This is a genomic window from Roseomonas gilardii, from assembly GCF_001941945.1.
Taxonomy (GTDB): domain Bacteria; phylum Pseudomonadota; class Alphaproteobacteria; order Acetobacterales; family Acetobacteraceae; genus Roseomonas.
The window spans coordinates 426,496-452,379 of sequence record NZ_CP015583.1; the positions used below are offsets into that span (position 1 = coordinate 426,496).

The 25,884-nt window shown below is 71.3% G+C and carries 24 protein-coding genes; 11 read left to right on the plus strand and 13 right to left on the minus strand.

Translation table 11 applies throughout. The features are described 5' to 3' along the window. Positions 1-42 precede the first annotated feature (42 nt). From RGI145_RS26060 to RGI145_RS01900, 4 genes are all read left to right on the plus strand, one after another. Positions 43-1,686: a DUF2491 family protein gene (locus RGI145_RS26060; RefSeq protein WP_156878400.1), complete on the plus strand. Its 1,644-nt coding sequence runs from the start codon at positions 43-45 to the stop codon at positions 1,684-1,686. A gap of 25 nt (positions 1,687-1,711) precedes the next feature. Then, complete coding sequence (locus RGI145_RS01890; RefSeq protein ID WP_027282989.1) at positions 1,712-2,125, plus strand: DUF350 domain-containing protein; 414 nt, start codon at positions 1,712-1,714, stop codon at positions 2,123-2,125. Positions 2,126-2,170: 45 nt separating this feature from the next. Continuing rightward, on the plus strand, positions 2,171-2,971 hold the full coding sequence (locus tag RGI145_RS01895; protein WP_075797005.1) for a hypothetical protein: 801 nt from the start codon (positions 2,171-2,173) through the stop codon (positions 2,969-2,971). A 386-nt stretch (positions 2,972-3,357) separates the two neighbouring features. After that, entirely contained in the window at positions 3,358-4,551 is a 1,194-nt protein-coding gene (locus tag RGI145_RS01900) for a M20 aminoacylase family protein (RefSeq protein ID WP_075797006.1), read from the plus strand. 66 nt (positions 4,552-4,617) lie between these two features. Here RGI145_RS01900 and RGI145_RS01905 read toward each other — a convergent pair whose 3' ends face one another. The 8 genes from RGI145_RS01905 to RGI145_RS01940 form a co-directional block, all read right to left on the minus strand. Next, the gene (locus tag RGI145_RS01905; protein WP_075797007.1) at positions 4,618-4,980 is read right to left on the minus strand and encodes a DUF423 domain-containing protein; all 363 of its coding nucleotides are present in this window, start codon (positions 4,978-4,980) and stop codon (positions 4,618-4,620) included. A 45-nt stretch (positions 4,981-5,025) separates the two neighbouring features. Continuing rightward, positions 5,026-5,475, minus strand: coding sequence for a GNAT family N-acetyltransferase (locus RGI145_RS01910; RefSeq protein ID WP_075797008.1), 450 nt, complete (start codon positions 5,473-5,475; stop codon positions 5,026-5,028). Next, positions 5,475-6,104, minus strand: a complete 630-nt coding sequence (tsaB, locus tag RGI145_RS01915; RefSeq protein WP_075797009.1) for a tRNA (adenosine(37)-N6)-threonylcarbamoyltransferase complex dimerization subunit type 1 TsaB — start codon at positions 6,102-6,104, stop codon at positions 5,475-5,477. The genes RGI145_RS01910 and tsaB overlap by 1 nt, the downstream gene beginning before the upstream one ends. 135 nt (positions 6,105-6,239) lie before the next feature. Then, complete coding sequence (locus tag RGI145_RS01920; protein WP_075797010.1) at positions 6,240-7,040, minus strand: exodeoxyribonuclease III; 801 nt, start codon at positions 7,038-7,040, stop codon at positions 6,240-6,242. Between the two features lie 21 nt (positions 7,041-7,061). Continuing rightward, a complete protein-coding gene (locus RGI145_RS01925; protein ID WP_075797011.1) occupies positions 7,062-7,745 on the minus strand; it encodes a fumarylacetoacetate hydrolase family protein in 684 nt (227 codons plus the stop codon). A gap of 527 nt (positions 7,746-8,272) precedes the next feature. Further along, positions 8,273-9,070, minus strand: coding sequence for a gamma-glutamyl-gamma-aminobutyrate hydrolase family protein (locus RGI145_RS01930; RefSeq protein ID WP_075797012.1), 798 nt, complete (start codon positions 9,068-9,070; stop codon positions 8,273-8,275). Between the two features lie 136 nt (positions 9,071-9,206). Then, entirely contained in the window at positions 9,207-9,863 is a 657-nt protein-coding gene (locus RGI145_RS01935; RefSeq protein ID WP_075797013.1) for a LolA family protein, read from the minus strand. Positions 9,864-10,001: 138 nt separating this feature from the next. Then, positions 10,002-10,871: an SMP-30/gluconolactonase/LRE family protein gene (locus RGI145_RS01940; RefSeq protein WP_075797014.1), complete on the minus strand. Its 870-nt coding sequence runs from the start codon at positions 10,869-10,871 to the stop codon at positions 10,002-10,004. Positions 10,872-11,165: 294 nt separating this feature from the next. On the opposite strand from RGI145_RS01940, the gene RGI145_RS01945 reads away from it, so the two are divergent. Next, positions 11,166-13,001: a DcaP family trimeric outer membrane transporter gene (locus RGI145_RS01945; RefSeq protein ID WP_156878401.1), complete on the plus strand. Its 1,836-nt coding sequence runs from the start codon at positions 11,166-11,168 to the stop codon at positions 12,999-13,001. A gap of 69 nt (positions 13,002-13,070) precedes the next feature. On the opposite strand, the gene RGI145_RS01950 is transcribed toward RGI145_RS01945, so the two are convergent. Both RGI145_RS01950 and RGI145_RS01955 read right to left on the minus strand, forming a co-directional pair. Then, entirely contained in the window at positions 13,071-13,688 is a 618-nt protein-coding gene (locus tag RGI145_RS01950) for a trimeric intracellular cation channel family protein (protein WP_075797016.1), read from the minus strand. A gap of 242 nt (positions 13,689-13,930) precedes the next feature. Further along, positions 13,931-15,010 (minus strand): YeiH family protein, encoded by a 1,080-nt coding sequence (locus RGI145_RS01955; protein ID WP_208863909.1) that lies wholly within the window; start codon positions 15,008-15,010, stop codon positions 13,931-13,933. A 128-nt stretch (positions 15,011-15,138) separates the two neighbouring features. Between RGI145_RS01955 and RGI145_RS01960 the strand changes: the two genes are divergently transcribed. Next, positions 15,139-16,416 (plus strand): NupC/NupG family nucleoside CNT transporter, encoded by a 1,278-nt coding sequence (locus tag RGI145_RS01960; RefSeq protein WP_075797017.1) that lies wholly within the window; start codon positions 15,139-15,141, stop codon positions 16,414-16,416. Between the two features lie 76 nt (positions 16,417-16,492). On the opposite strand, the gene RGI145_RS01965 is transcribed toward RGI145_RS01960, so the two are convergent. From RGI145_RS01965 to RGI145_RS01975, 3 genes are all read right to left on the minus strand, one after another. Further along, positions 16,493-16,900 (minus strand): hypothetical protein, encoded by a 408-nt coding sequence (locus RGI145_RS01965; protein ID WP_156878402.1) that lies wholly within the window; start codon positions 16,898-16,900, stop codon positions 16,493-16,495. 110 nt (positions 16,901-17,010) lie between these two features. After that, positions 17,011-17,688 carry a ParA family protein gene (locus RGI145_RS01970; protein ID WP_156878403.1) on the minus strand — a complete coding sequence of 226 codons (678 nt, stop codon included), beginning with the start codon at positions 17,686-17,688 and terminating at the stop codon, positions 17,011-17,013. Between the two features lie 107 nt (positions 17,689-17,795). Then, the gene (locus RGI145_RS01975) at positions 17,796-18,908 is read right to left on the minus strand and encodes an alpha/beta fold hydrolase (protein ID WP_075797019.1); all 1,113 of its coding nucleotides are present in this window, start codon (positions 18,906-18,908) and stop codon (positions 17,796-17,798) included. A gap of 352 nt (positions 18,909-19,260) precedes the next feature. Here RGI145_RS01975 and RGI145_RS01980 point away from each other — a divergent pair, with 352 nt between their 5' ends. The 5 genes from RGI145_RS01980 to RGI145_RS02000 are packed head-to-tail and all read left to right on the plus strand — an operon-like array spanning position 19,261 to position 25,884. Continuing rightward, positions 19,261-20,904 carry an amidohydrolase gene (locus tag RGI145_RS01980; protein WP_075797020.1) on the plus strand — a complete coding sequence of 548 codons (1,644 nt, stop codon included), beginning with the start codon at positions 19,261-19,263 and terminating at the stop codon, positions 20,902-20,904. A gap of 43 nt (positions 20,905-20,947) precedes the next feature. Beyond that, positions 20,948-21,889 (plus strand): ABC transporter permease, encoded by a 942-nt coding sequence (locus RGI145_RS01985; RefSeq protein WP_075797021.1) that lies wholly within the window; start codon positions 20,948-20,950, stop codon positions 21,887-21,889. After that, positions 21,886-22,797 carry an ABC transporter permease gene (locus tag RGI145_RS01990; protein ID WP_075797022.1) on the plus strand — a complete coding sequence of 304 codons (912 nt, stop codon included), beginning with the start codon at positions 21,886-21,888 and terminating at the stop codon, positions 22,795-22,797. The genes RGI145_RS01985 and RGI145_RS01990 overlap by 4 nt, the downstream gene beginning before the upstream one ends. A 35-nt stretch (positions 22,798-22,832) precedes the next feature. Next, positions 22,833-24,437 carry an ABC transporter substrate-binding protein gene (locus RGI145_RS01995; protein WP_075797023.1) on the plus strand — a complete coding sequence of 535 codons (1,605 nt, stop codon included), beginning with the start codon at positions 22,833-22,835 and terminating at the stop codon, positions 24,435-24,437. Positions 24,438-24,450: 13 nt separating this feature from the next. Further along, positions 24,451-25,884, plus strand: a complete 1,434-nt coding sequence (locus RGI145_RS02000) for an amidohydrolase family protein (protein ID WP_075797024.1) — start codon at positions 24,451-24,453, stop codon at positions 25,882-25,884.

The window sequence follows — 25,884 nt, forward strand, 5'->3', positions numbered from 1 at the left end:
GCCTCCTCGCCGCCGGGCGCCCGATCGCCTATGCATGGCGGCATGTCCTGTCTCCGACAGGTCCGCCCGGGCCTCCTGTCCGCCGCCCTCGCCTGCCTCCTGCTCGCCCTTCCGGCGGCGGAGGCCCTGGCCCGGCCTGGCGCGGCGCGTTCCAGCGGCGGCTATTCGCGCCCAAGCTATTCCGGCGCCGCGCCCCGCACCCCCTCCTTCGGCGGCTACGCGGCACCCTCCCGCACCCCGTCCAGCGGCGGCTATGCCCGGCCCGATTCCGGCTTCGGCCGCATCCCCAGCATGGGCGGCTCGGCCTCGGACCGCTCCTACAACCGGGAGGCCGCCGGCGACGCCCTGCGCCGGATGCGCGAGCGCGAGGCCACCCGCAACATCCCGGCCCCTGCCGCGCCCCGTGGCAGTCAGGGCGGCAATCGGAACGGCAGTCAGGGCGGCGGCTGGGGCGGCTCCTGGGGCGGCAACTGGAACACCGGCCGCACCACCGCCCCGCGCGGCACCTATGGCGGCCCCGACTGGTACCGCGACCGGGGCTGGAACCCCAGCGGCCCCGTGCTCTCCGGCCCGCGCGGCTTCGGCATGTGGGACGCCGCCTTCCTGTGGTTCCTGCTCAGCACGCTGAACCGCCCCGGCCACACGGATTTCTTCCGCAACCACCAGGACGACCCCGCTCTGCGCGACTGGCGCGCCCAGGCGGAACAGGCCGCGCGCAACGATCCGCAGATCCGCGCCCAGCTCGACCAGCTCGACCGCTCCCTGGCACAGCAACAGGGACAGACGCGCGACCCGAACTACCTGCCCCCCGACGTGCCGCCGGAGGTCGCCACCGCCGACCGCGACGCCGTCACGCCGACGGAGCATCATGGCGCGGGCATCGGCATGGTGCTGGGCGTGGTGGTGGTCGGCGGCGGCCTGCTCGGCGCCCTGGCCGTGGCGAGGAACCGGCGGCCCGGCGCCGGCGGCAATGGCGGGGGAGGGGGCGGCATGGCACGCACCGGCACCATGGGCAGCATCGCCAGCGCGGGCGACATGCTGCGGCACAAGATGTCGGGCGAGGGCTATACGCCCGAACGCTACCGCCTCGGCATGAGCGTGACGCTGGACCCGACGCCCTTCCTCCTGGCCAGCGGCCTCAAGGCGGCCCCGCCACAGGGGGGCGGCGGGGGCGCGCAGCGCCTGAGCGTCGAGGGCCTCGGCCGCATCGCGGGCGCCTCGCCCGGTGAGGCCCTGCTGCGCCTCTACCTGCCGGGCGAGGCCTCGCCCATGCTGCAGCTCCATCCCGGCCCCGACGGCACGCCCGAGGAATGCCGCTACTTCACCCTGCTGGACGAGATCACCCCGGCCGACGAGGCCGAATGGCAGGTGTGGCTGGACCCGCGGGAGGGCATGATCGGCTGGCCCGAGTTCCAGACCAAGGACGGCCGGCGCTACAGCCGCCTCTGGCAGCCCGGCGGCCAGCCCGTCCCGCCCCGCGAGCTCCGCGAGAGCCTGGAGACCACCGCCGGCACGCGCGAACGCCGCTGCCTCGCCATGCTCTACGCCGCCCCGACCGGCGCCCCCGCCCCCGCGCCGCAGACCGAATACGTGCTGGTGCAGAGCATCGAGGAAGGCAACGCCGCCTGGGTCGAGGTCCGCGCCGGCATCGACATCAACCCTGCCTCGCTCGGCCTCGCCGGCTGACAGCCATCCCGGAGGAAAGCCACCCGTGGACGCGATCCTGAACACCCTGGCGGCGGGCATCCCCGTGCTGATCGTGCAGTTCGGCGTGACGCTGCTGCTGCTGGCCGCCGGCGCCGCCGCCTATATCGCGATCACGCCCTTCCACGAGGTCGCGCTGATGCGGGCGGGCAACACCGCCGCCGGGGTCGTGCTCGGCGGCACGCTGGTCTCGCTCGCCATCCCCCTCGCCGCCACCCTGGCGACCAGCCGCCTCACCCTCGACATCCTGGTCTGGGGCCTCGTCGCCCTGGTGATCCAGCTCGTGGTCTTCATGCTGGTCGCCTGGCTCTTCCGCGGCCTGCGCGCTGCGATCGAGACCGGCAACACTGCCGCCGCCATCGCCCTGGTCGGCGCCCAGATCGCCGTGGCCCTGCTCAATGCCGGCGCCATGGCCGGCTGAGGCACGACCGGAACATCCGCCTGACCTTTCCTGGGGAGAACCGCCATGCTTGCCTTCATCCGCAACCTCGTCGGCGTGAAGACCGATCAGGCCGTCAACAGCGCCATCGAGGCCATCGTGCGCTGGGACCCGAAATCGGCCACCGAGGCCGAGCTCCGCACCATGGAGCAGCATCTCGACCGCCTGGGCGTCCAGGTCGCCGAGGCCCGCCAGGCCTATGAGAAGGAGGCCCGCGAGGCCCAGGCCATCCAGCAGCTCTCCGACCAGCGCATGGCCGCCGCCGAGCTGCTCCAGCGCCAGTCCGCCGCCGAGTCCGACCCGGCGAAGAAATCCGGCATCGAGCAGTCCCTCGCCACCCTCCTCAACATGCTGGAGGAGATGGCCCCCGAGGTGGACCGCGAGAAGCAGGACGCGGTGGATGCCAAGGAGTTCGTGGACATGCTCCAGGGCGCCTACGACCAGGCCGGCCAGAAGCTCCGCACCGCCCGCGACGCCCTGAACCGCGCCCAGCGCGACATGACCCGCGCCGGTCAGCAGCGCGAGATGGCCGAGCAGCGCGCCGAGGCTGCCCGCCAGGCCGCCGGCCTCTCCGGCGCCACCAGCGGCCTCAGCGTGGCGCTCAAGGCGATGCAGGACGCCGCCGCCCGCGACCTCGCCCAGGCCGAGGCCGCCAGCGCCAAGGCCAAGCTCCTCGCCCCGACGAAGCCGGAGAAGGACGACCCCAACATCGCCGCCGCCATGGACCAGGCCGCTGGACGCCTGCCCGCCCCCACCAGCCTGTCCGACCGCCTCGACGCCCTGCGCCAGCGCCACGGCACCCAGCCCAGGATCGGCGGGCCGGGCTGACGGGGCAGCCCTTCCTTGGGGAAGGCTCTGCCTTCCCCAAACCCCATCCGCCAGGACGCTGCGCGCCCTGGACCCCATTCGTTGGTTCCTGCTGACGCCGGATCGCGCCGGAGAGCATCGCTCTCCGGCGACTGCCGATGCCGCCAATGCGGACAGGGTGTTTTTTCTTCTTTCCGGGAGCCCCGCTGGTCCACCTGCTCCCGGGGATCGCCCCGCAGGCTGACGGCTGCTACCGGAGACAACAAAAGCCCGGGGTCCGGGGACCGGCTTCGGTCCCCGGCGGAGAGGGGGGCCGGGCAGAAGGGAACCGCCAGACCTTGCGCGCGGTCCCGGACCGCCGTCTCCTGCCATCCGGCCCTGGCCTGCCCCTTGCACGGAAACGCCGCATGAACGACGCCCTTCTCGACCGTATCCGCCAGCTCCAGCCCGAGCTGACCGCCATCCGCCGCGACATCCACGCCCATCCCGAGATCGGCATGGACGAGCACCGCACCTCCGCCCTGGTGGCGGCGAAGCTGCGCGAATGGGGGCTGGAGGTCACGGAGGGTGTCGGCCGCTTCGGCGTGGTCGGCACGCTCAGGGGCCGCTCCCCTGGCCAGCGCGCCATCGGCCTGCGCGCCGACATGGACGCGCTCTACATCGAGGAAGCGACCGGCAAGCCCTACGCCTCGGAGAACAAGGGGCTGATGCATGCCTGCGGCCATGACGGCCACACCACGATGCTGCTGGGCGCCGCGAAGTACCTCAGCCAGAACCGCGATTTCGGCGGCACTGTCCAGTTCATCTTCCAGCCCGCCGAGGAGGGCCGCGGCGGCGCCAAGGCCATGCTGGCCGACGGCCTTTTCGACCGCTTCCCCGTCGATGCCGTCTATGGGTTGCACAACGAGCCCGGCCATCCGCTCGGCACCTTCATGACCCGTGTCGGCCCTGCCCTGGCGGCGGGGGACCGCTGGAACGTCACCTTCCGCGGCACTGGCGGCCATGGCGGCGCCACGCCGCACCTCTCCACCGATGTCCTCGTGCTGCAGGCGCAGTTCATCCTGGCCCTGCAGACCATCGTCAGCCGCAACGTGGCGGCGGTGGATTCCGCGGTGATCAGCGTCGGCGCCGTGCATGGCGGCTCGGCCGAGGCGCTGAACGTCATGCCTGCCGAGGTCACGCTGGGCGGCACCTGCCGATCCTACACGAAGCCGGTGCGCGACACGATGGAACGCCGGATGCGTGAGCTCGCCACCGGCCTCGCCGCCTCCTTCGGCTGCACGGCCGAGGTCACCTATAACCGGGGCGGCACGGCGCTGGTGAACCATGCCGAGCAGACCGCCATCGCCGTGGCCGCTGCCACCACGCTTGTCGGCGGCGGCAGGGTGGACGGCAACACCCCGCCCGTCACCGGCGGGGAGGATTTCGCCGCCATGCTGGAGGCCAAGCCGGGCGCCTTCGTCTTCATGGGCCAGGGCGCGGGCGGCGCGACGTCCGAGGGCCTGCACACACCGACCTACGACTTCAACGACGACGCCATCCCCTACGGCGTCGGCTACTGGGTCAGCCTCGTCGCCACCGAAATGGGCGCGGCTTCCTGAGCCGCCGTGCCACCGGGGGGGATGGAGCCGGCCTCCCCCGGTAACCCCGGTCCGAGGAAGCCTGCCTCAGCGGCGCAGCGCCGCCACGATCAGGCAGGCCCAGCCCAGCATCAACAGCACGCCCCCGCTCGGCGCCACCACGCCGAGGGAGCGCCCCAGCACCGCCACCGACCACACCGCCCCGCAGAACAGCACCGAACCCACGGTGAAGCCCAGCCCGGCGAGGTTGAGGAAGAACCCGCCGCGCCGTTCCGCCAGCAGTCCGACGGCCAGCAGCGCCAGGGCGTGCCAGCCCTGCATGGTCAGGGCCTGGGAGAGCAGACGCGCGCGTTCCGGCGCGGCGGCGAAGGGGGCATGGGCCGCCCAGGCCGAAAGCCCCACGGCGAGGAGTCCCGACAGCGCGCCGAGCGCGATCCAGATGCGTGCCATGGGAACAGGGCTTAAGCAGATCGCGGCCCCGCCGGGAAGCCGATCTCAGCCGCCCGCCGCCAGCTCCAGCCGCAGCACCAGCGCATCCGACCCGTCGGCATAGTACCGCTTGCGCCGCCCGACCTCGGTGCAGCCCGCCGCGGCATAGAGCGCCCGCGCCGCCGCGTTCCACTCCGACACCTCCAGGAACAGCGCCTCCGCCCCCCGTGCCGCCGCCGCGACGGCCGCCGCGCCCAGCAGCGCCGCGCCCACGCCCTCGCGCCGCCGTTCCGGCCGCACCGCCAGGGTCAGGACCTCGGCTTCCCCCGCCATGGCCCGCGCCAGGATGAAGCCGGCCTCGCCCCCTTCATCTTCGGCCAGGATGCCGAAGGCATCGCGCATTTCCAGCATGCTGCGGATCGCCACCTCGCCCCAACGTTCGGAAGGCGGGAAGGCCGAGGCATGCAGCGCCGCCAGCCGCGCCGACTCCTCCACCCCCACGTCGCGCAGCCGCATCAGCCACGCACCGCCGGCGGCTCCAGATAGAGCGGCTCCGCCTCGCGCGGCGGCATCTCGCCCCGCAGCCACAGAGCGGCCGCCGCCGCTACGCCTTCCGGCTCTGGCAGGCGCAGCGCCGCCGGCAGGGCATCCGCCCCCATCGCCCGCAGGGCTTCCGCCGCCGCCTCCGCCGCATCGCCCGCCAGCAGCACCGGTCCGGCAGGCCGCGGCAGTTCCCCGGCGGCGAAGACCGCCGGTGCGGCATCCGGCCGCTCCAGCGCGATCCGCCCGCGCTTGGTGTCCACCGCCACCCAGAGCGCCCGCCCGTCCCGCTCGCTCTCCGGCAGGCTGGCGGCGAAAGCCTCGCCGAGCGTCACCCCCAGGCAGGGCACCCCCCAGCCGAGCGCAAAGCCCCGCGCCAGGGCGATCGCCGCCCGCAGCCCGGTGAAGCCGCCCGGCCCCACCGTCACCGCCACGGCGTCGCAGGCCCCGCCGCCCGCCTCCGCCAGAACCTCCTGCGCCAGGGCGGGCAGCACCGAAGCATGGCCGCGCGGCCCGTCCTGCACCCGCCGGGCCAGCACGCGCCCATCCTCGCAGACCAGGGCGGAACAGCGCGCCAGCGCGCCATCGAGGGCCAGGATCCTCATCGGCCAGCACCGGAGGAACGGAAGGGACGGGGCTCTGTCATGACGCCGCCTTATAGGCGCTTCCCCTGCCGTGACCGCAACGCTCCGCTGCGCGGGGACAGGCGTGGCGGGCCCTCAAGGAACCCGCCCACTGCTTCAGAGATCCAGCTCCACCAGCACCGGCACATGGTCCGAGCACTGCGCCCAGCTCCGCGCCGGCTTCAGCACGGTGTGCGAGCGCAGCTTCCCCGCCAGGTCCTGGCTGACCCAGACATGGTCCAGCCGCCGCCCGCGATTCGCGGCCTCCCAGTCGCGCGCGCGATAGGACCACCACGTGTAGAGCTTCTCCTCCGGCGGCACGAAATGCCGCAGCGCATCGTGCCACTCGCCCGCCCGCTGCCAGCCGGCCATCGCCTCGACCTCGACCGGCGTGTGCGAGACGACGCCCAGCATCTGCCGGTGCGACCAGACATCGTGCTCCAGCGGCGCGATGTTCAGGTCGCCCACCAGCACCGCCCGCTTCGCCGCGCCGCGCCCGGCGGTCCAGTCGGTGATCTCCCGGATGAAATCCAGCTTGTGCGCGAATTTCGGGTTGGCCTCCCGGTCCGGCAGGTCGCCGCCGGCGGGCACGTAGAAATTGTGGAGCTCGACCGCGCCGCCCTCGGCCTCCACATCCACGCCGAGATGCCGGCAGTCGTCGCGCGAGCACCAGTTCGGCTCGCCCTCCCGCAGCCGCAGGGGGCGGCGCGACAGCACCGCCACGCCGTTGTAGCCCTTCATGCCGCGGATCAGCCGGTGGCCGAAGCCCAGCGCCTCCACCGCCTCATGCGGGAAATGCTCGTCGGGCGACTTCGTCTCCTGCAGGCAGAGCACGTCCGGCTCCAGCGCATCGACGAGGTGACTCAGCAGCGGCGCCCGCAGGCGCACGCTGTTGATGTTCCAGGTGACGATCCTCAAGGCAGAATCAGTGCTCTCTGCTCAGACGATGACCGCGCGCACCGTGCCGACGCCCTCGATCGAGCCCTCCAGCACATCGCCCTTCGCCACCGCCGCCACGCCCTCGGGCGTGCCCGTCATGATCAGGTCGCCGGGGGCGAGCTCCACCAGCCGCGACAGGTTGGCGATGACCTCCGGCACCGACCAGATCATCTGGCCGAGATCGGAGACCTGCCGCGTCTGCCCGTTCACCTTCAGCTCGATGCGCCCGCGCCCGGGGTCGATCCCCTGCGCCGGCACCAGCTCGCCCATCGGCGCGGAGTGGTCGAAGCCCTTGCCCATGTCCCAGGGCCGGCCGGTTTTCTTGGCGGCGTTCTGCAGGTCGCGCCGGGTCATATCCAGCCCCGCGCAATAGCCCCAGACATGCGTCAGCGCATCGCTCTCGGCGATGTCGCGGCCGCCCGTGCCGATCGCCACCACCAGCTCCATCTCGTGGTGCAGGTCCCTGGTCGCGGGCGGGTAGGGCATGTCCGCGCCGCCCACTAGCACTGCATCGGCGGGCTTGGTGAAGTAGAAGGGCGGCTCGCGATCGGGGTCGGACCCCATCTCCCTTGCGTGTTCCGCATAGTTCCGGCCGACGCAGAAGATCCGGCGCACCGGGAAGGACCCGCCGCCACGGACCGGAAGGCTGGCCTGGGCAGGTGGGGCAATGACGAAATCGGACATCGGCGAGCGGGCTCCTGCGAGAGCGGAGGATCGGGAAGGCGCCAGCTTAGAGCAGATCGTCGGAGGGCGGCATCGCCCGGACGCATGAATCTGATCTCCCGCACACGAACCAGAGGGGCGCCCGCGAGGAGTGCATGGGAAGCAGCAGCGCTCCGGAGTTGCTCCCCGGCCTGACGGAAGCCGTCGTCCGGACATGCTGAAGCATCCCGCCTTTGCAGGATGGCCTGTACCACGAGGGGAGAGAGTGGCGCCCGGCCAAGGGGGGGAGGCCGGGCGCCGTTACTCTGACAACTTCCGATCGGAGTCTTGGTCGGGCGAGCCGGTAGGGGGAACCAGCTGCCGCTGGCGCGAGTAGGTGCCAGCAGCCACACTCTAGCGCCTTTCAGGGCATGAATGCAAAAGGAGTTTCTGACTCACGCGTCCCCCGCAGGGCTCGCGTTCCGTCACGCGCCGCATCATCCCCTCCGGTAACGCCCGCCGGGTGACCTTGCGAGCTTCCCCTGGACTTCCGGGGGAGCACAAGGCTGTCACTCCGCCGCCAGCAACTGCCCCCGCGACTCACGCTGCCGCCGATAGGCCACGGCCGCCGCGCCGAAGGACTCGAAGAGCCGCCGACTCAGCGCGTCCTCCCGCCAGTCATATTCCGGATGCCATTGCACGCCATAGGCAAAACCCGAAGCCTCGCGCACCCGTGCCGCCTCCACCGTGCCGTCCGGCGCCCATCCCTCCGCCACCAGCCCGGGGGCCAGCCGCGCAACGCCCTGGTTGTGCAGCGAATTCACCGGAATGGCGGCGAGCGGCGGCGCCAGCCCTTCCCAGATCCGCGCCAGCTCCGAACCGGGTGCCACCCGCACCGCATGCGCCTTGCCCGTCCGCACGCCGGGCAGCGCCTGGTCCGCCGGAGTGGAGTGATCCATGCGCCCCGGCAGGTCCTGGATGCGCTGGTCCAGCGTACCGCCCATGGCGACGTTCAGTTCCTGGAAGCCGCGGCAGATCGCCAGCAGCGGCACGCCCCGCGCCAGCGCCCCGCGGATCAGCGGCAGGGTCGTGGAGTCGCGATGGAGGTCCTCCGGCGTCCCCTCGCAATGCGCCGGCCCGCCGTAAAGGTCCGGGCAGACGTTGGAGCGCGATCCGGTCAGCAGGATTCCGTCCAGATGCGGCAGGATCTCCAGCCCCGCCGACTCGCCCGAGGCAGGGATCAGCACGGGCGCCCCGCCCACCGGCCCCAGCACGACCTCCGGATAATGCGCGGAAGCAGCGTGGTTGGGCATGGCGAAGACACCGAAAGCCTTCACGCAGCAGGAGATGCCGATCAGCGGACGCATGGGGTCTCCTCGACAGGATCCGCCCGGCCGCCCGGGCGGTGATGATCAGGCCGCCAGCCCTGGCGGCGCAGGGCGACATCCCGTGATCCTGCCACCGGATGGGCCGGGGAGAACCAAGCAAACGTCATGCCTGCCATCATCGCCGCCGCATCTGCTCCTTCTCCATGAACTGCGGGTCGTTGAATTCGAAGATCGACGGATCGAAGCGGCCGCCGGTCTCGATCTGCGACAGCGTCACGCGGGTCTCGTGCCGCTGCGCGTCCACCACCACCCATTGCCGCAGCTCCATCGGCTGCTCGGCCAGCACCAGCGTCAGCGTCCCCTCGGCCGGGCTGCGGCTGGAATAGAGCGTGACCCGCAGGAAGCCGCCGGAGCGTTCCACCCGCGTCACCGTCACATCCCCCGACAGCCTCAGGTCGGCACGCAGCAGGAAGGCGAGCGGCGTGGCCGAGGTCGGCACCACGGTCGGCTGCCCCAGCTCCCGGTCGAACTGCATGAACTGGCCGTGGCTCGCCACCAGCAACAGCGGTTCGGGCGGGTCGTAGTCGAAGCGCATCCGTCCCGGCCGCCAGATCCAGGCCGTGCCCTCCGCGCTCGCCCCGTTCCACGCCACCTGCAGGAAACGCGCCTTCAGCGTGGTCATGGCGTTGAAATAGGCCTCGACCCGGCGGAGATCCGCCTGGTCGCGCGCGGACAGCGCCGCCGCCTGGGCCAGCGCGGGCCGGATCAGGCCCGGCACCAGCGGCGCGGCAAGGAGGAGAGGGGCGGAGAGCAGCAGGCGACGTCGCGACATCCCCCGCATGTGGCGGAAGAAGCGCGGCGGAAAAAGGGCCCCACCGTGACGGCGATGCGTCACATGCGGCGGACGCAGGGCTGGACGCGCCGGCTGGGCGCATCGACTGGGCGTGCCGCGCCGTCCCGGGAAAGAGGCTCAGTCCGCGAAGAGCCCCACCGGTGTCCCCGCCACGCCGAGTCCCTGGATCTCCAGCAAGCTCCCCTCGACCGGCCCGTCCCCGTCCTTGCGCAGGCTGGTGACGTAGAGCGTCCGCAGGTCGGGGCCGCCGAAGCAGGGCATGGTCGGCCATTTCACCGGCAGGCGGATGCTGCGATCCAGCGTCCCGTCCGGCAGCCAGCGGTTCAGCACCCCGGCCGAGACGCCCGCGGACCAGTAGCCGCCCTCGGCATCCACCGCCGCGCCATCCGGCCGCCCGGTCTCGTTGGCCACATGCGCGACCTCCCGCGCCGGGCCGACCCGGCCCGTCTCCGGGTCGTAGTCGCTGATCCAGATCCGCGCCTGCCGGCTGTCGGAATGCCAGAGGCTCCGCCCGTCCGGGCTCCAGGCCAGTCCGTTGGACACGAACAGGCCCTCGCGCAACCTCTGGTGGCTGCGGTCGGCCGCGACCGAATGCAGCGCCGCCCCCGCCACCTTGTCCGGCGTGTCGTCCATCGAGCCCACCAGGAAGCGCCCCTCCGGGCTGGTCTTGCCGTCGTTCAGCCGGTTGCGGGGGTGGTTGGGCTCGACATCGGCCAGAAGCTCCAGCCCGCCGCTTTCCGGGTTGAAGACATGCACCCCGTCGCGCAGCGAGACGAGCACCCGCCCCGAGCGGCACAGCCCCATGGAGCCCACGTCGGAGGGCATGCTCCAGCTCTCGATCTTCTGCCGGCGTGGATCGGTGCGATGGATGGCCGGGCTCTGGATGTCCACCCACCAGAGATGTCCCGTCCGCGCATCCCAGACGGGGCTTTCCCCCGTGGTGGTGGCTGGCGGCACATCCAGGATGCGGATCGTCGGTTCGGTCATGGCGGTGGCCTCTTCCCCCCTCGCGCCGGGTCGATATCGCGCGATGTTAACGTGCGAGCTTCCGGAATCCTGCCAGGATGCGCCGGCGACGCGCCGATGCAAGGCGCCGCATCCGGAGTTTCCGGCTGCTCCGCTTCGTGGGGCCGGGATGCCAATGGTCCGGGAGGCCGTATTGGTTTCGGGGGAAACACGATCGGCATGGGGACAAAAGTTGCATTCACGATTTTGTGAGAGGTGGCGCGTGTTCCGGCTCCGGCCGGGGCGGCGTATGCCGAGCCTTCAAGGGGGATGAAGATGCACGAAGACGTGAGACCCGCGCCCGGCCGGCGCACGGATAGTGAGCATGCTAATCATAGCCGAGGCATTGCTTCCGCTTCATCCGGATCATGCCGGAGCGGACCGGATGCACAGCCGGTCACGACAGGTCCGCGAGCCGGATCGCCGGCCCGGAACGGCCTCCGCGTCCTTCTGCTGGCCGGATGCGCCGCTTCCCTGCTGGCCGCCGTTCCCGCCCGCGCCCAGTCGGTCGAGGATCTGAAGGCGCAGCTCAACCTCCTGCAGCGCCGCATCGAGCAGCTCGAACAGGAACAGCGCCGGGCCGCCCGCCGCGACGCCGAGCAGCGCCAGACCGCCCGCCGCAGCCAGGCCCAGCCGCCGGTCGCCGCCGCCGCGCCCGGCACCGCCCCGTCGCAGCAGGCCCAGGGCCTGAGCCGGCCCCCGACCGCCACCGGCCCCGTCCAGTCGCAGCAGGCCCAGGGGCTGGCGCAGACCACGAACCAGGCCCCGCCGCAGGTGGCCTCCGCCCTGCCAGTCCAGGCCGAGCAGAACAACGACCCGCTGGCGCAGTGGCGCGGCTCCTTCCCAGGCTCCTTCCGGGTGCCGGGCACCGACACCTCGGTCCGCCTCTACGGCTTCGCCAAGCTGAACATGTCCGGCGACTTCGGGCCGCGGAACCGCTCCGACACCACGACGGGCTCCTCCATCCCGCTGTCCCATGGTGCCAACGGAGCCCGGTCGGAAGGCGACTTCCAGGCCAGCGGCCGCCGCTCGCGCATCGGCATCGAGACGCGCACGCCCTTCAGCGAGGCCTTCGGCGAGATCCGCACTCAGATCGAGATGGACTTCGCGGGTCAGAACACCGACCTGACCACCCAGGCCACCAGCAACGCCTATACGCCTCGCCTGCGTCAGGCCTTCGCCGAGTTCGGCCAGTTCCAGCCCGGCGGCTGGGGCACCGTGCTGGTCGGCCAGTCCAACTCGCTCTTCTCCGAAAGCGCGCTGCTGCCGCTGCAATGGCTGAACGACTGGACGGCGCTCGGCGTCGGCAGCATCCGGCAGGCGCAGCTCCGCTACACCCACCGCTTCGCCAGCGGCTTCAACATCTCCGCGGCCATCGAGAACAGCTACAGCGACGTCACCTCCACCACCGGCACCAGCTATCCCGACAGCAACGGCGGCGCCGGCTTCGGCATGAGCCATGTGCCCGACTTCACGCTGCAGGCGCTCTACCAGGGCGACTGGGGCTTCGCCGCCCTGCGCGGCGTGCTGCGCGAGGTCCGGATCAGCAACACCGGTGCCACCGTCGCCTCGCAGCGGTACAGCGACAGCGATGTCGGCTTCGGCATCGGCGCCACCGGCGCGGTCAACCTGTTCGACAAGCGCCTGATCCTCGCCACCAGCCTCAACTACGGCAAGGGCCTCGGCCGCTACCTCGACGGCTCCTCTGCCGGCCTCAGCGCCGTGACGAACTACGGTCTCACCGACGCCCAGGGTGGCGGCACCGAGATCGACATGGTCGAGGTCATGGGCGCACTGGTCGGTGCCCAGTACAAGTGGACTGACTCGATCCGCTCCAATGTCAGCCTGCACGGCGTGCGCCTGAACTACCCGAGCTATGTCCACAACTTCTCGGGCTGCGTCGGCACCACCGCCACCTCCAGCGCGGTCTGCGACGGCATCAACCGCGATATCTGGGCCGCGGTGGTGAACCTGATCTGGAGCCCGGTGAAGCCGATCGACCTGGGCATCGAATACACCCATGTCGAGCGCACGCTGCAGCAGCAGGACATCTACGGCGCGCGTGGTGGCAAGGCCGACCGCATCCAGGCCTCCGCCATCGTGCGCTTCTGACGGCGGCGGGCGGAAGCCCGCCCCATGTATGGCGCCGGCCCGTGGAACACCCTGTTCCGCGGACCGGCGTCAGTGCAGGTCCTGCGTGTAGATGAAGCGCGGCATGTTCCAGTTGTAGCGCAGCGCCAGCAGCCGCAGCGCGAGGCCGAAGCCCATGGCGGCGAAGAGCACCACGTCATGCGGCAGCGCCATCGCCAGCCCGCCGATATAAGCCCCGCCGGTCAGCACGGAGACGCTGGCATAGAGCTCGCTGCGGAACAGCAGCGGCACGTCGTTGCAGAGCACGTCGCGCAGCACGCCGCCGACACAGCCGGTGATCATGCCGGACATGATCACCACCGGGACGGACAGGCCCATCGCCATCGCGATGTTGCAGCCGATCACCGTGAAAACCACCAGCCCGACCGCGTCCAGCAGCAGGAAGAGCCGCCGCAGCGGGTACATGAAGCGCGCCAGCGGAATGGTCGCCATCGCCGCCACGGCGGTGACGGCGAGCAGCGCCGGATTTTCCACCCAGGACAGCGGGTGGCGTCCGAGCAGCACGTCGCGGCATGAGCCGCCGCCCAGTGCCGTCACCGACCCCAGCAGGCAGACCCCCACCCAGTCCATGCGGCGGCGCCCCGCCGCCAGGGCGGCGGTCATGGCTTCCGCGACGATGGCGACGAGGTAGAGGACGTGCAGCAGCATCTCGGCCTTCCCGGCGGTGGTTCCAGCCCCCTCATGGCCGATCCCGCCCCACCCCGCCACCTTGGCCCTTGCGGGCCTCCTAACGGCGGCCCGCAAGAGTGGGAGACGCTGCTCCTGTCCCCGGAACGCTCCCTCCGGCCCTCCTCTATCCCCCGGGGGTGGAGCCGTGAGGCGCGACCTGGCCTCCGGACCACGCCAGCCCGGGAAAGCCGCCCTCCGCCTCCGGCCGCATGGCGGGACGCTCAGACCAGCGGCAGGACGTGGATCAGGCCCAGGCTGATGGCGCCCAGCACGAGCAGCGACCCGATCACGGCCGCGACGACCGGAGCGCCGGCGCGGGCGACCATGCGGACATCCACGCCCAGGCCCAGGGCGGCCATGGAGACCACCGTCAGCAGCGTGGTCAGGCTGGCGATGGGGGCGAGCGCCGCCTGCGGGATCAGGCCCAGGGAGCGGAGGACGGCGCAGCCCAGGAAGCCCAGGATGAACCAGGGCACCAGCCGGCCGAGGATCCTGGGGCGGGCGGCAGGCTGGGCCGCGTCGCGGCGGCGCGCCGAGAGCAGGGACAGGACCAGCACCACCGGCCCCAGCATCAGCACGCGCACCAGCTTGACCAGCGTGCCGAGCTGCACGCTCAGCGCCCCGACCGGGGCGGTGGCGGCCAGGACCTGCGGGACGGCATAGACGGTGAGGCCCGCGAGGACGCCATACTGCGTCTCGTGCAGCCCGAGCAGCGGCACGGCCAGCGGCAGGGACAGCACCACGACGATGCCCAGGACGGCGGTGAAGGCGATGGAGGCGGCGATGTCGCGGCTTTCCGCCCCGATCACCGGCGCCACGGCGGCGATGGCGGAATTGCCGCAGATCGAGTTGCCGCAGGCCACCAGCATGGCCATCCGCCGCGGCAGGCCGAGCAGGCGGCCGATGCCGTAGCTGACCGGGATGGCCACCGCCACCACGGCGGCGATGCCCAGAACCAGCGCCGGGCCGACCGCCAGGATCGCCTGGGCGCTCAGCGCTGTGCCGAGCAGGATGATCGCGACCTCCAGCAGCACCTTGGCGGAAAAGGCGATGCCGGGGGCGAAGGACCTGGGCGGCGTCCAGGCGGTGCGCAGTGCGGTGCCGAGCAGGATGGCCAGGACCACCGGTTCCAGCCAGTCGCGGCCGAGAAGGGCTTCCTCGGCGCGGCCGATGCCGGCTGCCAGCGTGGCGATGGCGGCGCAGAGCAGCACGCCCGGCCCGAGCCGCCGCAGCGCGCCGCTGTCCTGCGCACCGGCCGGTTGCGGCTTGGCGAGGCTGGCGGTGGGGGCTGGGGTGGTCATGGGGTCTCGGCGTCCTGGGATTGGCCCCTATGATGCAACGCGATGAAACATCGGACAAACGCAATGGTTCGATCGAACCGATCTGAATTCAAGAACGTTCCGAATTTGTGGCGAAAGGCGGGCCGCGCATGAGCCTGCTGCAGCTCCAGGCCGGGGCGGGCCTGCTCGCGCTCTGCCTGCTGGCCTGGGTGGCCGGGGTGCTGGGGCAGGGTGGCCAGGACAGGCGCCTTGCTCTCAGGCCCGTTCCCTGGCGCATCGTCCTGGCCGGGTTGCTGGCTCAGGTCCTGGCTGCCGCGCTGCTGCTGCATGTGCCGCCGCTGCGCCGCGCTTTCGCCTGGGCGGGGGAGGGGGTGGATGCCCTGTCCCGCGCGACGCGGGAGGGGACGAGCTTTGTCTTCGGTTATCTGGGCGGCGCGCCGCTGCCCTATGCGGAGCTGCGGCCGGGCGGCTCCTTCGTGCTGTTCTTCCAGGCGCTGCCGCTGATTCTGGTGGTGGGGGCGCTGTCGGCGCTGCTCTACCACTGGCGCATCCTGCCGCTGGTGGTGCGGGGGCTTTCCGTGCTGCTGCGGCGGGCCTTCGGCATCTCGGGGGCCTGCGGCTTCTCGGTCGCCGCCAATGTCTTCGTCGGCAGCGTCGAGGCGCCGCTGCTGATCCGCTCCTGGCTCGCCACCATGCCGCGCGCCGAGCTCTTCGCCGTCATGGTCGCGGGGCTGGCCACGATCTCCGGCAACATGCTGGTGGTCTATGCCACGATCATCGCGCCGGTGGTGCCGGATGCGGCGGGGCAGCTCCTGGCCGCCAGCCTGGTGGGCGCCCCGGCCTCGATCCTCGCCGCCATGCTGATGATCCCGCCGGACCCGGCGGCGGCCGTTTCCGGTGGCGAGCCGGAGATGCCGCCGCTGTACGACAGCAGCATGGAGGCGATCGTGCGCGGCACGGCGGACGGGCTGCAACTGCTGCTCGGCATCATGGCCTCGCTGATCGTCTTCGTGGCGCTGGTGGCGCTGCTCGACCTGATCCTGCAGCCGCTGACCGGGCTGACGCTGCGGGGGATCGCGGGCTGGCTGATGTGGCCGCTGGCCTTCGCCATGGGCATTCCCGCCGCCGAGGCCGGGACGGTCGCGTCCTCGCTTGGCGTGAAGCTCGTGGTGAACGAGTTCGTGTCCTATCTGGAACTCGCCACCTCCGGCGGGGCGGGCCTTTCGGAGCGTTCGCGCGTCATCCTGACCTGGGCGCTCTGCGGCTTCACCAACTTCGCTTCGGTCGGGATCATGGTGGGCGGCATGTCGCTGATGTGCCCAGAGCGGCGCGGGGAGATCGTGCGGCTGGGCCTGCCGGCCCTGGCGGCTGGCACCATCGCCTGCTGCATGATGGGGGCCACGGTGGGGCTGCTGTCGCCGGGGTGACCCGGCGGCGGCTTCCACCTTGGCCATTCTCCCTGGCCACGCCGGCCTTGCGGGCCGGGGCAGGCCGCCGTCCGGATCAGCCGGGGTTGCGGGCCTGCCAGTCAGCGAAGATGCGTTCGAGAAGTTCGACCTTCTTGCAGTCCTGCGCCGCGGCGACGCGCTTGAAGGCCTTCCGGAATTCCGCCGTGACGCGGAAGTTCAGCGGCTCGGTGCGCTCCTTGGAGGGCTTGCCGGGCTTGCCCTTGGCCTTCTTCGGGGCTTCGGGAGCCGGCTCGGCGACCGGTTCCACGGCGGGTTTGGCCATCTTCGCGGGGGCGGGCGGGGCATGGTCGCCCAGCGCGCCGAGCACGCTGTGCTGCGGCGGCGGCGCGCCCTTGGTGCCGCGGCGCCGTGCCGGCGCAGGGGCCGGGACAGCCGAGGCCGGGGCTTCTGGGATTGGGGCTTCCGGGGTTGGGGCGGTGGGGGGCTGGTCTGATTCGGGCATGCTCTGTTCCAGGATTCCGGGGCCCACCGGGCGCGAGGGCCGGCAGGGCGGGTTTTCACGGCTGGCCGGGGCTCGGCCCGACCCGCCGTGACGGGGAAGGGCCAGGGATCTCAGTGCTTCCGCTTCGCCTTGTGGGGCGGCTCCATGGGGCGGCGGCTGGTGACGAAGGAGACGGCGTCCCGGGCGAAGGCCTCGGCCTTCCGCCGCAGCGAGACATGCGAGACCTCGGTGGCGGCGCGGCCCTCGTCATGCGCGCGGCGGTAGCCGGCCTTTTCCGGCCAGGCATGCGACAGGCAGCGGTAGCCCGCCTCGCGCACATAATGCGCCGCCTCCTCGATCTCGCTCGCGGAATCGCCGGCGCGGCAAAGGGCGATGGCGATACGCTCGGCGGGAATGCCCTGGCCCAGCAGCTCATGCGCCAGGCGCACGGTCGGTAGCAGGTCGTCCACCGCCAGTCCGGAGGGGATCAGCACCGCGTCGGCGGCGCGCGCGACCTCCAGCGTCTGGGCATCGGCGAAGCCGCGCGCATCGAGCACGAGACAGTCGGCGAGGTCACGGCGCGCGGCGCGCAGGGCCGGTTCCAGCCCGTCGAAGCATTCCGCGCGCACCACCGGCTGCCGTCCCGAGGCGGCGCGGCGGCGCGCCCATTCGACGGAGGTGGCCTGCAGCACGTCCAGGTCGGCGAGCAGCACGCTGCGGCCCTGGGCGGCCAGTTCCCGCGCCAGCAGCCGGGCCAGCGACGACTTCGCCACGCCCCCCTTCTGCGACACGCAGCCCACGACGAGCATGATGGCCCGGACCCCTCCGTCCTGCCCAGGCCACAACGGCCCGGCGAGCGGATATTTTGCGTGCAATCGTGCAATCGTGCAAGAACGCCCGGCGGGCGGCACGGCGTTCAGCCCAGCCAGAGCCGCACGGCCTCCCGCAGGAAGGCGGTGTCGGTGGCGTTGCCGGCGGGATTGCCGGCGCGGTGGCCGTGGATGCCCGGGATGGGGAAGAGCTTCGCATCGCGAAGATGCGGCAGCTCGGCCTCGTTGTCGGCGACGCGGAAATACAGGTCCGTCGCGCCCGGCATCAGCAGCACGCGCGCCCGGATCGCCGCCAGGGCACGCGGCAGGTCGCCTCCGTGGAGCGGGTTGTCGCTGATGTCGCCGGCATCCCAGCAACGCAACTGGGCGAGAAGATCGGCGGCGGGCTTCGCGTCGTAGCGAGTCTCCCAGACGCGCAGATAGGCGGCGAGGTCGGGAGTCTCCGGCGAGAGGTGCAGCCCGGCGCGGTAGAAATCCTGGCTCAGCGCCCAGCCCGCATAGATCCGCCCGAAGGCGCGCTTGGCCAGGGCGGGCTCGGCGGCGAAGCGGCCCTCGCCCCGGTATTCCGGCGCGGCCTCCAGCACCGCCATCAGCCCGCGCAGGAAGACCTGGTTGTGCGGGGCGGTGCGGGCACTGCCGCAGTTGATCACCACGCGCGCCACCGCATCGGGGAAACAGGCGGCCCAGTGGTAGGCCTGCTGCGCGCCCATCGACCAGCCATAGGCCGCGTGCAGCCTTTCGATCCCGAAGACGTCGCGCAGCACTTGCCGCTGCGCCTGCACATTGTCCCAGGCGGTGACGAGCGGCGGATAGTCCGGCGTGTTCGAGGGCGAGGAGGAGATGCCGTTGCCGAACATGTCGATCTGCACGACGAACCAGCGCGTGGGATCGAGCACGCGGTCCGGCCCGATCAGCCATTCCAGCTCCGGATGCCGTGCGCCATAGCTGGTGGGATAGAGCACGACGTTGTCGCGGGCGGGCGAGAGCGTGCCATGCGTCTTCCAGCCCAGCATCGCATCGCGGATCTCGCCGCCATGCAGCATGCGCCGCGTGCCGAGGCGGATGCGCCCACTGGCCGTGGGCCAGTCGGGGAGCCCAGCGGGGGGATGGCCGGTGGGGTGACCGGTGGGATGGCCGATGGGATGATCGGGAGGCGGGTTCGTTGGGGCCTGCTTCACCTGCGTGCTCTCTGCAGCCATCCGTCGCCCCTTCCACAAGCCGCACGATGTGAGGGGCGAATGCAGGGGATGGTCAAGCGGGAGACCACGCTGTCGAGCCTGCCGCAGGTGGGGCGTGCTGCCGCCTGCGCAAACAGCCATGCACAAGGATGGAGCAGGGCAGCGGCTCACGTTGCGCTGCGGCATAAGAAGCGGTCATTCGGTGTGTTGACGCGCTCGGTATACCGGATGACAGTCTGCACGCTTCCGCATGGTTGGAGCCGGTGCGACGGCCGCGACACCGGCCGGTTTCGGCCATACCGAAACCGCTCTGGCCCATGCGTGCCACGGGACGATGGCGGGAGGCGGCAGGATGTTTGCTGGGGGCGGAAGCATGGGCGGTGATCTTCTTCTGACGGGCGGGCGGATCTTCCGCGGGCTGGGCGGCGGTTTCGCCGAGGCGCTGCTGCTGCGCGACGGCAAGGTCGCCGCGGTCGGGGCGCGCGCGGATGTCGAGGCTGCCGCGGCGCCGGGCACGCGGCGCATCGACCTCGCGGGGCGGGCGGCGATCCCCGCCTTCAACGAGGCGCATATGCACCTGCTGCCCTATGGCCTTGGCCTGGTGCAGGCGAATCTGCGGCCCGATGACGACGTGAAGACGCTGGACGAGTTGCTGTCCCGCCTCCGCGCCGCCGCCGCACGCACGCCGAAGGGCGAATGGGTGGTCGGGCGCGGCTATGACCACCTCGTGCTCGATATCGGGCGGCATCCGACGGCGGAGGAGCTGCAGGCCGCGGCACCGGAGCATCCCGTCTATATCGTGCGCACCTGCGGCCATATGGGCGTGGCCTCCACCGCCGCGCTGAAGCGCGCGGGGATCGGCCACAACACGCCCGACCCACAGGGCGGCGCCATCGAGCGGAAGGGCGGCGCGCTGACCGGCCTGTTGCAGGAACGCGCGCAGGGGCTGCTGAAGCAGGCGATCCCGGAGCCGTCGGAAGACATGATGGTGGCGGCGATCGAGCGCGCCGGGCGCGACCTCGCCGCGCGCGGCTTCGCCTCCGCCAGCGACATGAATGTCGGCATGACCGCCGGCATGGCGGAGATCGCCGCCTATCGCCGCGCGCTGGCCGAGGGGCGGCTGATGCAGCGCATGTGGCAGGTGCTGGCGGGCAATCCCGAGGGCATCGCGGCGGAGGCCTGGGAGGCCGGGCTGCGGCCCGACCATAGGCATGACATGCTGGCCTGGGGCGCGGTGAAGACCTTCGCCGACGGCTCGGCGGGCGGGCTGACGGCGGCCTTCTTCGAGCCCTATCTCGCCTCCGCTGGCGGCGGCACCGGCATCCTCTGCTTCACCGAGGAAGAGCAGCACGCGCTGCTGGCGAAGTACCACCGCCAGGGCTGGCAGCTCGACATCCATGCCATCGGCGACGCGGCGATCGAGCAGATCCTGTCCGGCATGGAGGCCGCCGACACACCGGACATGCCGGTGCTGGGCCGGCGCCACCGCATCGAGCATTGCGGCTTCCTGAACGCGGATCAGCGGCGGCGCATGAAGGCGCGCGGCATCATCCCGGTGCCGCAGCCGACCTTCATCTACGAGTTCGGCGAGGTCTATCTGAAGGTGCTGGGCATGGAGCGTTCCGCCGCCTCCTATCCCATGCGAACCTGGCTGGAGGAAGGGCACAACCCGCCCGGTTCCTCCGACAGCCCGGTCTGCACGGTCGATCCCTTCGTGGGCCTCTATGCCATGCTGACGCGCCAGACGGTGAAGGGCACGGTGATCGGCCCCGAGCAGCGCCTCACCATCGAGGAAGCGGTCCACTGCTACACCTGGTGCGGCGCGCATTCGCAGTTCGCCGAGGATCGGCGCGGCACGCTGGAGGTGGGCATGCAGGCGGATGTCGCGGTGCTGTCCGCCGACATCTTCGCGTTGGAGCCCGAGGCGGTGCGCACGACGCAGGCGGACCTGACGCTGCGCGGCGGCGAGGCGATCTTCGACCGGCACGGCGCGCTGATGGCCGAGGCGGCCCAATGAGGAGCGATGCAGTGCGGGGCCTGCCCGGCGGCGGGGCCGGCTGATGCTCCGGCACGCGCTGCAACGGCTGCTGCTGGCCATTCCCGTCCTGATCGGCGTGCTGCTGGTCGGCTTCCTGCTGATGCAGGTGGTGCCGACCGATCCGGCCACGGTGCGGGCCGGGCCGACCGCCACGCCGGAGGTGATCGCCGCGATCCGGCAGGACCTGGGCCTGGACCGGCCGCTCTGGTGGCAGTTCGGCGCCTATGTCGGCCGGCTGCTGCATGGCGACCTGGGCGTTTCCATCATCAACAACATGCCGGTGACGCAGGAGCTGGGCGACACGATCGGCCCGACGCTGGAGCTGATGTTCGCCTGCCTGATCTGGTCCATCCCGCTGGGCATCGCCATGGGCACGGCGGCGGCCTACTGGCGCGGCACGCTGTTCGACCGCACGGTGATGGCGGTCGCCGTGGCCTGCGCCACGCTGCCGGTCTTCTTCATCGGGCTGATGCTGATCTGGGTGGTGGGCTTCCAGTGGCAGCTCCTGCCCTTCACCGGACGGGGCGGGCCGCTCTGGACGGTGGACGGGCTGCTGGCCATCGCCATGCCGGCCATCACCCTGGGCACGGTCTTCGTCGGCCCGGTGGCGCGGATGACGCGCACGGCGGTGCTGGACGTGCTGGGCGCGGAGCATGTGCGCACCGCCCGGGCCAAGGGGCTCGGCGAATTCGCGGTGGTGATGCGGCACGGGCTGCGCAACGCGCTGATCCCGGTGGTGACGCTGATCGGGCTGCAGATCGGCTTCCTGCTCGGGGGCGCGGTGGTGACGGAGACGGTCTTCTCCTGGCCCGGCGTCGGGCGGCTGGCGGTCGGCGCCATCCTCTCCTCCGACTTTCCCATGGCGCAGGGGACGATCCTGGTGCTCTCCCTCGGCTTCATCCTGATCAACCTCGCCGTGGACGTGCTCTACGTCGCGCTCGACCCGCGGATGCGCTCCGCATGAGCGCGGTGCTGCCCGAGGCGGCCGTCAAGGTCGCCGAGCCGGAGCTCGCCGCCACCGATGCCCATGTGGCGCGCGGCCCCGGCCTGTTTCGCCGCCTGCTGCGTGATCCGGTGGGCGCGGCCTCGCTGGTGCTGGTGGTGCTGCTGATCGCCGCCGCGGCGCTGGCGCCCTGGCTCTCGCCGACCGATCCCTATGACAACGACCTGTCGCTCGCCATGCAGCCGCCGGGCGCGGCGCCCGGGCTCTGGCTGGGGGCGGATGCACAGGGGCGCAACATGGTCACGCGCCTGCTCTACGGGCTGCGGATGAGCCTGCTGATGGGGCTGGCCTCGGTCGTGCTCGGCGGGGGGATCGGGATGGTGGTGGGCTTCGCCGCCGCCTTCTGGCGCCGAATCGACGGGCTGCTGATGCGGCTGATGGACGTGCTGCTGTCCTTCCCCGCCATCCTCTTCGGCCTGGCGCTGGCGGCGATCTTCGGCCCGGGCATCTGGGCCGTGGTGCTGGCGCTCTCGGTCGCGACCGTGCCGCTGATGGCCCGCATCACGCGCGGCGCGGCGCTGGGTGTGATGCAGCAGGACTACATCGAGGCGGCGCGGGCCACGGGCATGTCCGACACGCGGCTGATCCTGCGGCATCTCGCGCCCAACTGCCTGTCGCCGATCTTCGTCTTCACCACGCTGCGCTTCGGGCAGGTGATCCTGCTGGGCGCCGCGCTGTCCTTCCTCGGCCTGGGGGCGCAGCCGCCGCTGGCGGAGCTGGGCGCCATGGCGAGCGAGGGGCGGAACTTCCTGTTCTTCGCGCCGCATATCGCGGTGATCCCCTGCATCCTGATCTTCCTGGTCGGGCTGGGCTTCAACATCCTGGGCGACGCGCTGCGCGACGCGCTCGATCCGAAGCTGCGCCGCTGACCGCCACCGCCAACATGTTTCCGGGAGTTCCTCGCATGCGTCAGACCCTTCGCAACGCGCTTCTCGGAAGCGCCTTCGCCCTGTCCGCGCTGGTACCCGTGGCGAGCGCCTGGGCGCAGGCCGCGCCGCGCGACACGCTGGTGGCGCTGCGCGAGATCGATGCCGACAACTACGACCCGGCGCGCACCACCTCGCAGTCGGCCGGCTGGGCGATCTACATGCTGGCCGACACGCTGGTCTCCATGGACTGGGACCAGAAGACGGTGAAGCCGGGCCTGGCCGAGAGTTGGACGGTGAGCCCGGACGGCAAGCTCTATACCTTCAAGCTGAAGCAGGGCGTGAAGTTCTGCGACGGCAAGCCGATGACGGCAAAGGATGTCGTCTATTCCATCAACCGCTGGATCGACCCGGCCACGCGCAGCCCCTCCAAGTGGCGCGCCGGGCAGGTGAAGGAGGTCCGCGCCGTCGATGACTACACCGTCGAGTATGAGCTGAAGGAGCCCTTCTCCGAGCTGCTGACCCAGCTCACCATGTATTTCGGTTCCATCGTCGATCAGGCGACGGTGGAGAAGCTCGGGCAGAATTTCGGCGTGCAGGGCTTCAACGGCACCGGCCCCTATTGCTGGGGGAACTGGACGCCACGGCAGGACTTCGTGCTGAACAGGCATGAGGGCTACAACTGGGGCCCGCCGATCTACACGAATCCCAGCCCGCAGATCGGCAAGGTGATCTGGCGCGTGATCCCGGAGGCCAATACCCGCCTCGCCGCGTTGCAGACCGGGCAGGCCGATGTGGTGCAGGAGATCCCCTTCTTCGCGCTGGAGGGGCTGAAGAAGGTCCCGACCGTGAAGCTGCAGCAGCAGCCGGTCTATTTCTGGGACTATTTCGTCGGCTTCAAGGTGGACAAGCCCGTGGTCAGCGACCCTGTGATCCGCAAGGCCATCAACATGGCGGTGGATCGCGGCCCGATCACCAAGGCCGTCTTCTTCTCCGCCGGCGAGCCCGCCACCACCCTGCTGAACCCCAAGGTGCAGGATTTCGACGCCGATGCGGCGAAGCTGCAGCCGAAGCTGGACCTCGACGGCGCGCGCAAGCTGCTGGACGAGGACGGCTGGAAGCCCGGCTCCGACGGCATCCGCGAGAAGAACGGGCAGCGCGCCAGCTTCCTGCTCTACGGCATCCAGAACGGCACCAACAACAGCATGATGCAGGCGATGCAGGCCGACCTGCGCCGCATCGGCATCGAGATGAAGATCCAGCTCTGGGACGCCACCGTGGCCTGGGGCAAGCTGGCGACGCAGGAATTCGACGCCTTCACCATGTCCTATCCCTATCTCTCGGCGACGGATGCGCTGTCCCTCTACTTCCCCAGCGCCAACCGGCCGACGCCGAACCGCATGAACTGGGTGAACGAGGAGACGGACAAGAACCTGCTCGGCGCCCGCACCGCCACCGACCCGGCCACCCGCGCCAGGATGATCGGCGAGGTGCAGGAGCAGATCACCGCGGCCAATGTCTGGGTGCCGCTGGTGCGCCAGCAGCTCTGGCTTGCCACCTCGCAGCGCGTGGATGGCGCGCGGCCGCACGGCGTCTATGGCGCGGCCCTGTACAAGGGCCTCGACATCAAGCTGACGCGCTGAGGAGCATCCGGGCATGACCGTCACGCTGATCCGCAACGCCGATGTCGTCGTGGCCTGGGACGAGGCCGCGAAGACCCATGCCTACCTGACCGGCGGCGACGTCGCCTTCGAGGGAGGCGCGCTCCGCTTCGTGGGCCGGGGCTATGACGGGCCGGCGGAGGAGGTGATCGACGGCCAGGGGCTGATGGTCATGCCCGGCCTTGTCAACATCCACACGCACCCGTCCAGCGAGCCGATGAACAAGGGCCTGCTGGACGAGATCGGCTCGCCGGGCCTCTACAACTCCTCGCTCTACGAGTTCATGCCGATCTTCCGGGCGGGCGAGGATGCGGTGCCCGACTGCGCCCGCGTGGCGCTGAGCGAGCTGCTGCTGTCGGGCGTCACCACGGTGGCCGACCTGTCCGTGCCCTATGACGGATGGCTCGACCTGCTGGCGGAAAGCGGGCTGCGCGCCGTCGTGGCGCCGATGTTCCGCTCCGCCCGCTGGTACACGAAGAACGGCCATGTGGTGGAGTACGAATGGGACGAGGCGGCCGGCGAGAAGGCGATGGCGGAGGCGCTGCGCCTGGTGGACCGGGCCGCGCAGCATGAATGCGGCCGCCTGTCGGGCATGGTGATCCCGGCGCAGATCGACACCGTCTCCCCCGGGCTGATGCGGGAAAGCCAGCAGGAGGCGAAGGCGCGCAACCTGCCCTGGCAGATCCATGCCGCGCAGTCGGTGGTGGAGTTCCACGAGATCACCCGGCGCCACGGGCTGACGCCGATCGGCTGGCTCGACAGCATGGGGCTGCTGAACGAGCGCGCGATCATCGGCCATGGCATCTTCCTCGACGACCATCCCTCGACGCGCTGGCACACGGACACCGACCTGAAGCGGCTGGCTGAGACGGGCACCAGCGTGGCGCATTGCCCGACCGTCTTCGCGCGGCGCGGCATCACCATGAAGAATTTCGGGCGCTACCGCCGCGCCGGGGTGAATATGGGCCTGGGCACGGACACCTATCCGCACAACATGCTCGACGAGATCCGGCTGGCCGCCTATCTCGCCCGCACGCAGGCGACCGATCCGCGCGCCGTCACCACGCAGGAACTCTTCGAGGCCGCGACCACGGGCGGGGCGAAGGCGCTGGGGCGGGAGGATATCGGCCGGCTCGCCCCCGGCTGCCGCGCCGATTTCGTGCTGGTGGATGTCACCCACCCGCTGATGCAGCCGCGCCGCGATCCCCTGCGCTCCCTGGTCTATGCCGCCTCCGAGCGTGCTCTGCGCGCCGTCTATGTGGACGGAACCTGCGCCGTGCGCGACGGGCAGGTGCTGACCATGGATTTCGCCGGGGCCGCCGCGCGGCTGAACGAGGCGCAGAAGCGCGTGGTGGCCGAGGCCCCCGGGCGCGACTGGGCGCACCGGCCGGTGGAGCAGATCTCCCCGCCGACCTTCCGCTGGTCCTGA

Excerpts from the sequence above, each read along its gene's own strand:
- RGI145_RS26060 (WP_156878400.1), top strand. The coding sequence starts at position 43 with ATGTCCTGTCTCCGACAGGTCCGCCCGGGCCTCCTGTCCGCCGCCCTC.
- RGI145_RS01895 (WP_075797005.1), top strand. The coding sequence starts at position 2,171 with ATGCTTGCCTTCATCCGCAACCTCGTCGGCGTGAAGACCGATCAGGCC.
- RGI145_RS01900 (WP_075797006.1), top strand. The coding sequence starts at position 3,358 with ATGAACGACGCCCTTCTCGACCGTATCCGCCAGCTCCAGCCCGAGCTG.
- RGI145_RS01905 (WP_075797007.1), bottom strand. The coding sequence starts at position 4,980 with ATGGCACGCATCTGGATCGCGCTCGGCGCGCTGTCGGGACTCCTCGCC.
- RGI145_RS01910 (WP_075797008.1), bottom strand. The coding sequence starts at position 5,475 with ATGCGGCTGCGCGACGTGGGGGTGGAGGAGTCGGCGCGGCTGGCGGCG.
- tsaB (WP_075797009.1), bottom strand. The coding sequence starts at position 6,104 with ATGAGGATCCTGGCCCTCGATGGCGCGCTGGCGCGCTGTTCCGCCCTG.
- RGI145_RS01925 (WP_075797011.1), bottom strand. The coding sequence starts at position 7,745 with ATGTCCGATTTCGTCATTGCCCCACCTGCCCAGGCCAGCCTTCCGGTC.
- RGI145_RS01930 (WP_075797012.1), bottom strand. The coding sequence starts at position 9,070 with ATGCGTCCGCTGATCGGCATCTCCTGCTGCGTGAAGGCTTTCGGTGTC.
- RGI145_RS01935 (WP_075797013.1), bottom strand. The coding sequence starts at position 9,863 with ATGTCGCGACGTCGCCTGCTGCTCTCCGCCCCTCTCCTCCTTGCCGCG.
- RGI145_RS01940 (WP_075797014.1), bottom strand. The coding sequence starts at position 10,871 with ATGACCGAACCGACGATCCGCATCCTGGATGTGCCGCCAGCCACCACC.
- RGI145_RS01945 (WP_156878401.1), top strand. The coding sequence starts at position 11,166 with ATGCACGAAGACGTGAGACCCGCGCCCGGCCGGCGCACGGATAGTGAG.
- RGI145_RS01950 (WP_075797016.1), bottom strand. The coding sequence starts at position 13,688 with ATGCTGCTGCACGTCCTCTACCTCGTCGCCATCGTCGCGGAAGCCATG.
- RGI145_RS01955 (WP_208863909.1), bottom strand. The coding sequence starts at position 15,010 with ATGACCACCCCAGCCCCCACCGCCAGCCTCGCCAAGCCGCAACCGGCC.
- RGI145_RS01960 (WP_075797017.1), top strand. The coding sequence starts at position 15,139 with ATGAGCCTGCTGCAGCTCCAGGCCGGGGCGGGCCTGCTCGCGCTCTGC.
- RGI145_RS01965 (WP_156878402.1), bottom strand. The coding sequence starts at position 16,900 with ATGCCCGAATCAGACCAGCCCCCCACCGCCCCAACCCCGGAAGCCCCA.
- RGI145_RS01970 (WP_156878403.1), bottom strand. The coding sequence starts at position 17,688 with ATGCTCGTCGTGGGCTGCGTGTCGCAGAAGGGGGGCGTGGCGAAGTCG.
- RGI145_RS01975 (WP_075797019.1), bottom strand. The coding sequence starts at position 18,908 with ATGGCTGCAGAGAGCACGCAGGTGAAGCAGGCCCCAACGAACCCGCCT.
- RGI145_RS01980 (WP_075797020.1), top strand. The coding sequence starts at position 19,261 with ATGGGCGGTGATCTTCTTCTGACGGGCGGGCGGATCTTCCGCGGGCTG.
- RGI145_RS01985 (WP_075797021.1), top strand. The coding sequence starts at position 20,948 with ATGCTCCGGCACGCGCTGCAACGGCTGCTGCTGGCCATTCCCGTCCTG.
- RGI145_RS01990 (WP_075797022.1), top strand. The coding sequence starts at position 21,886 with ATGAGCGCGGTGCTGCCCGAGGCGGCCGTCAAGGTCGCCGAGCCGGAG.
- RGI145_RS01995 (WP_075797023.1), top strand. The coding sequence starts at position 22,833 with ATGCGTCAGACCCTTCGCAACGCGCTTCTCGGAAGCGCCTTCGCCCTG.
- RGI145_RS02000 (WP_075797024.1), top strand. The coding sequence starts at position 24,451 with ATGACCGTCACGCTGATCCGCAACGCCGATGTCGTCGTGGCCTGGGAC.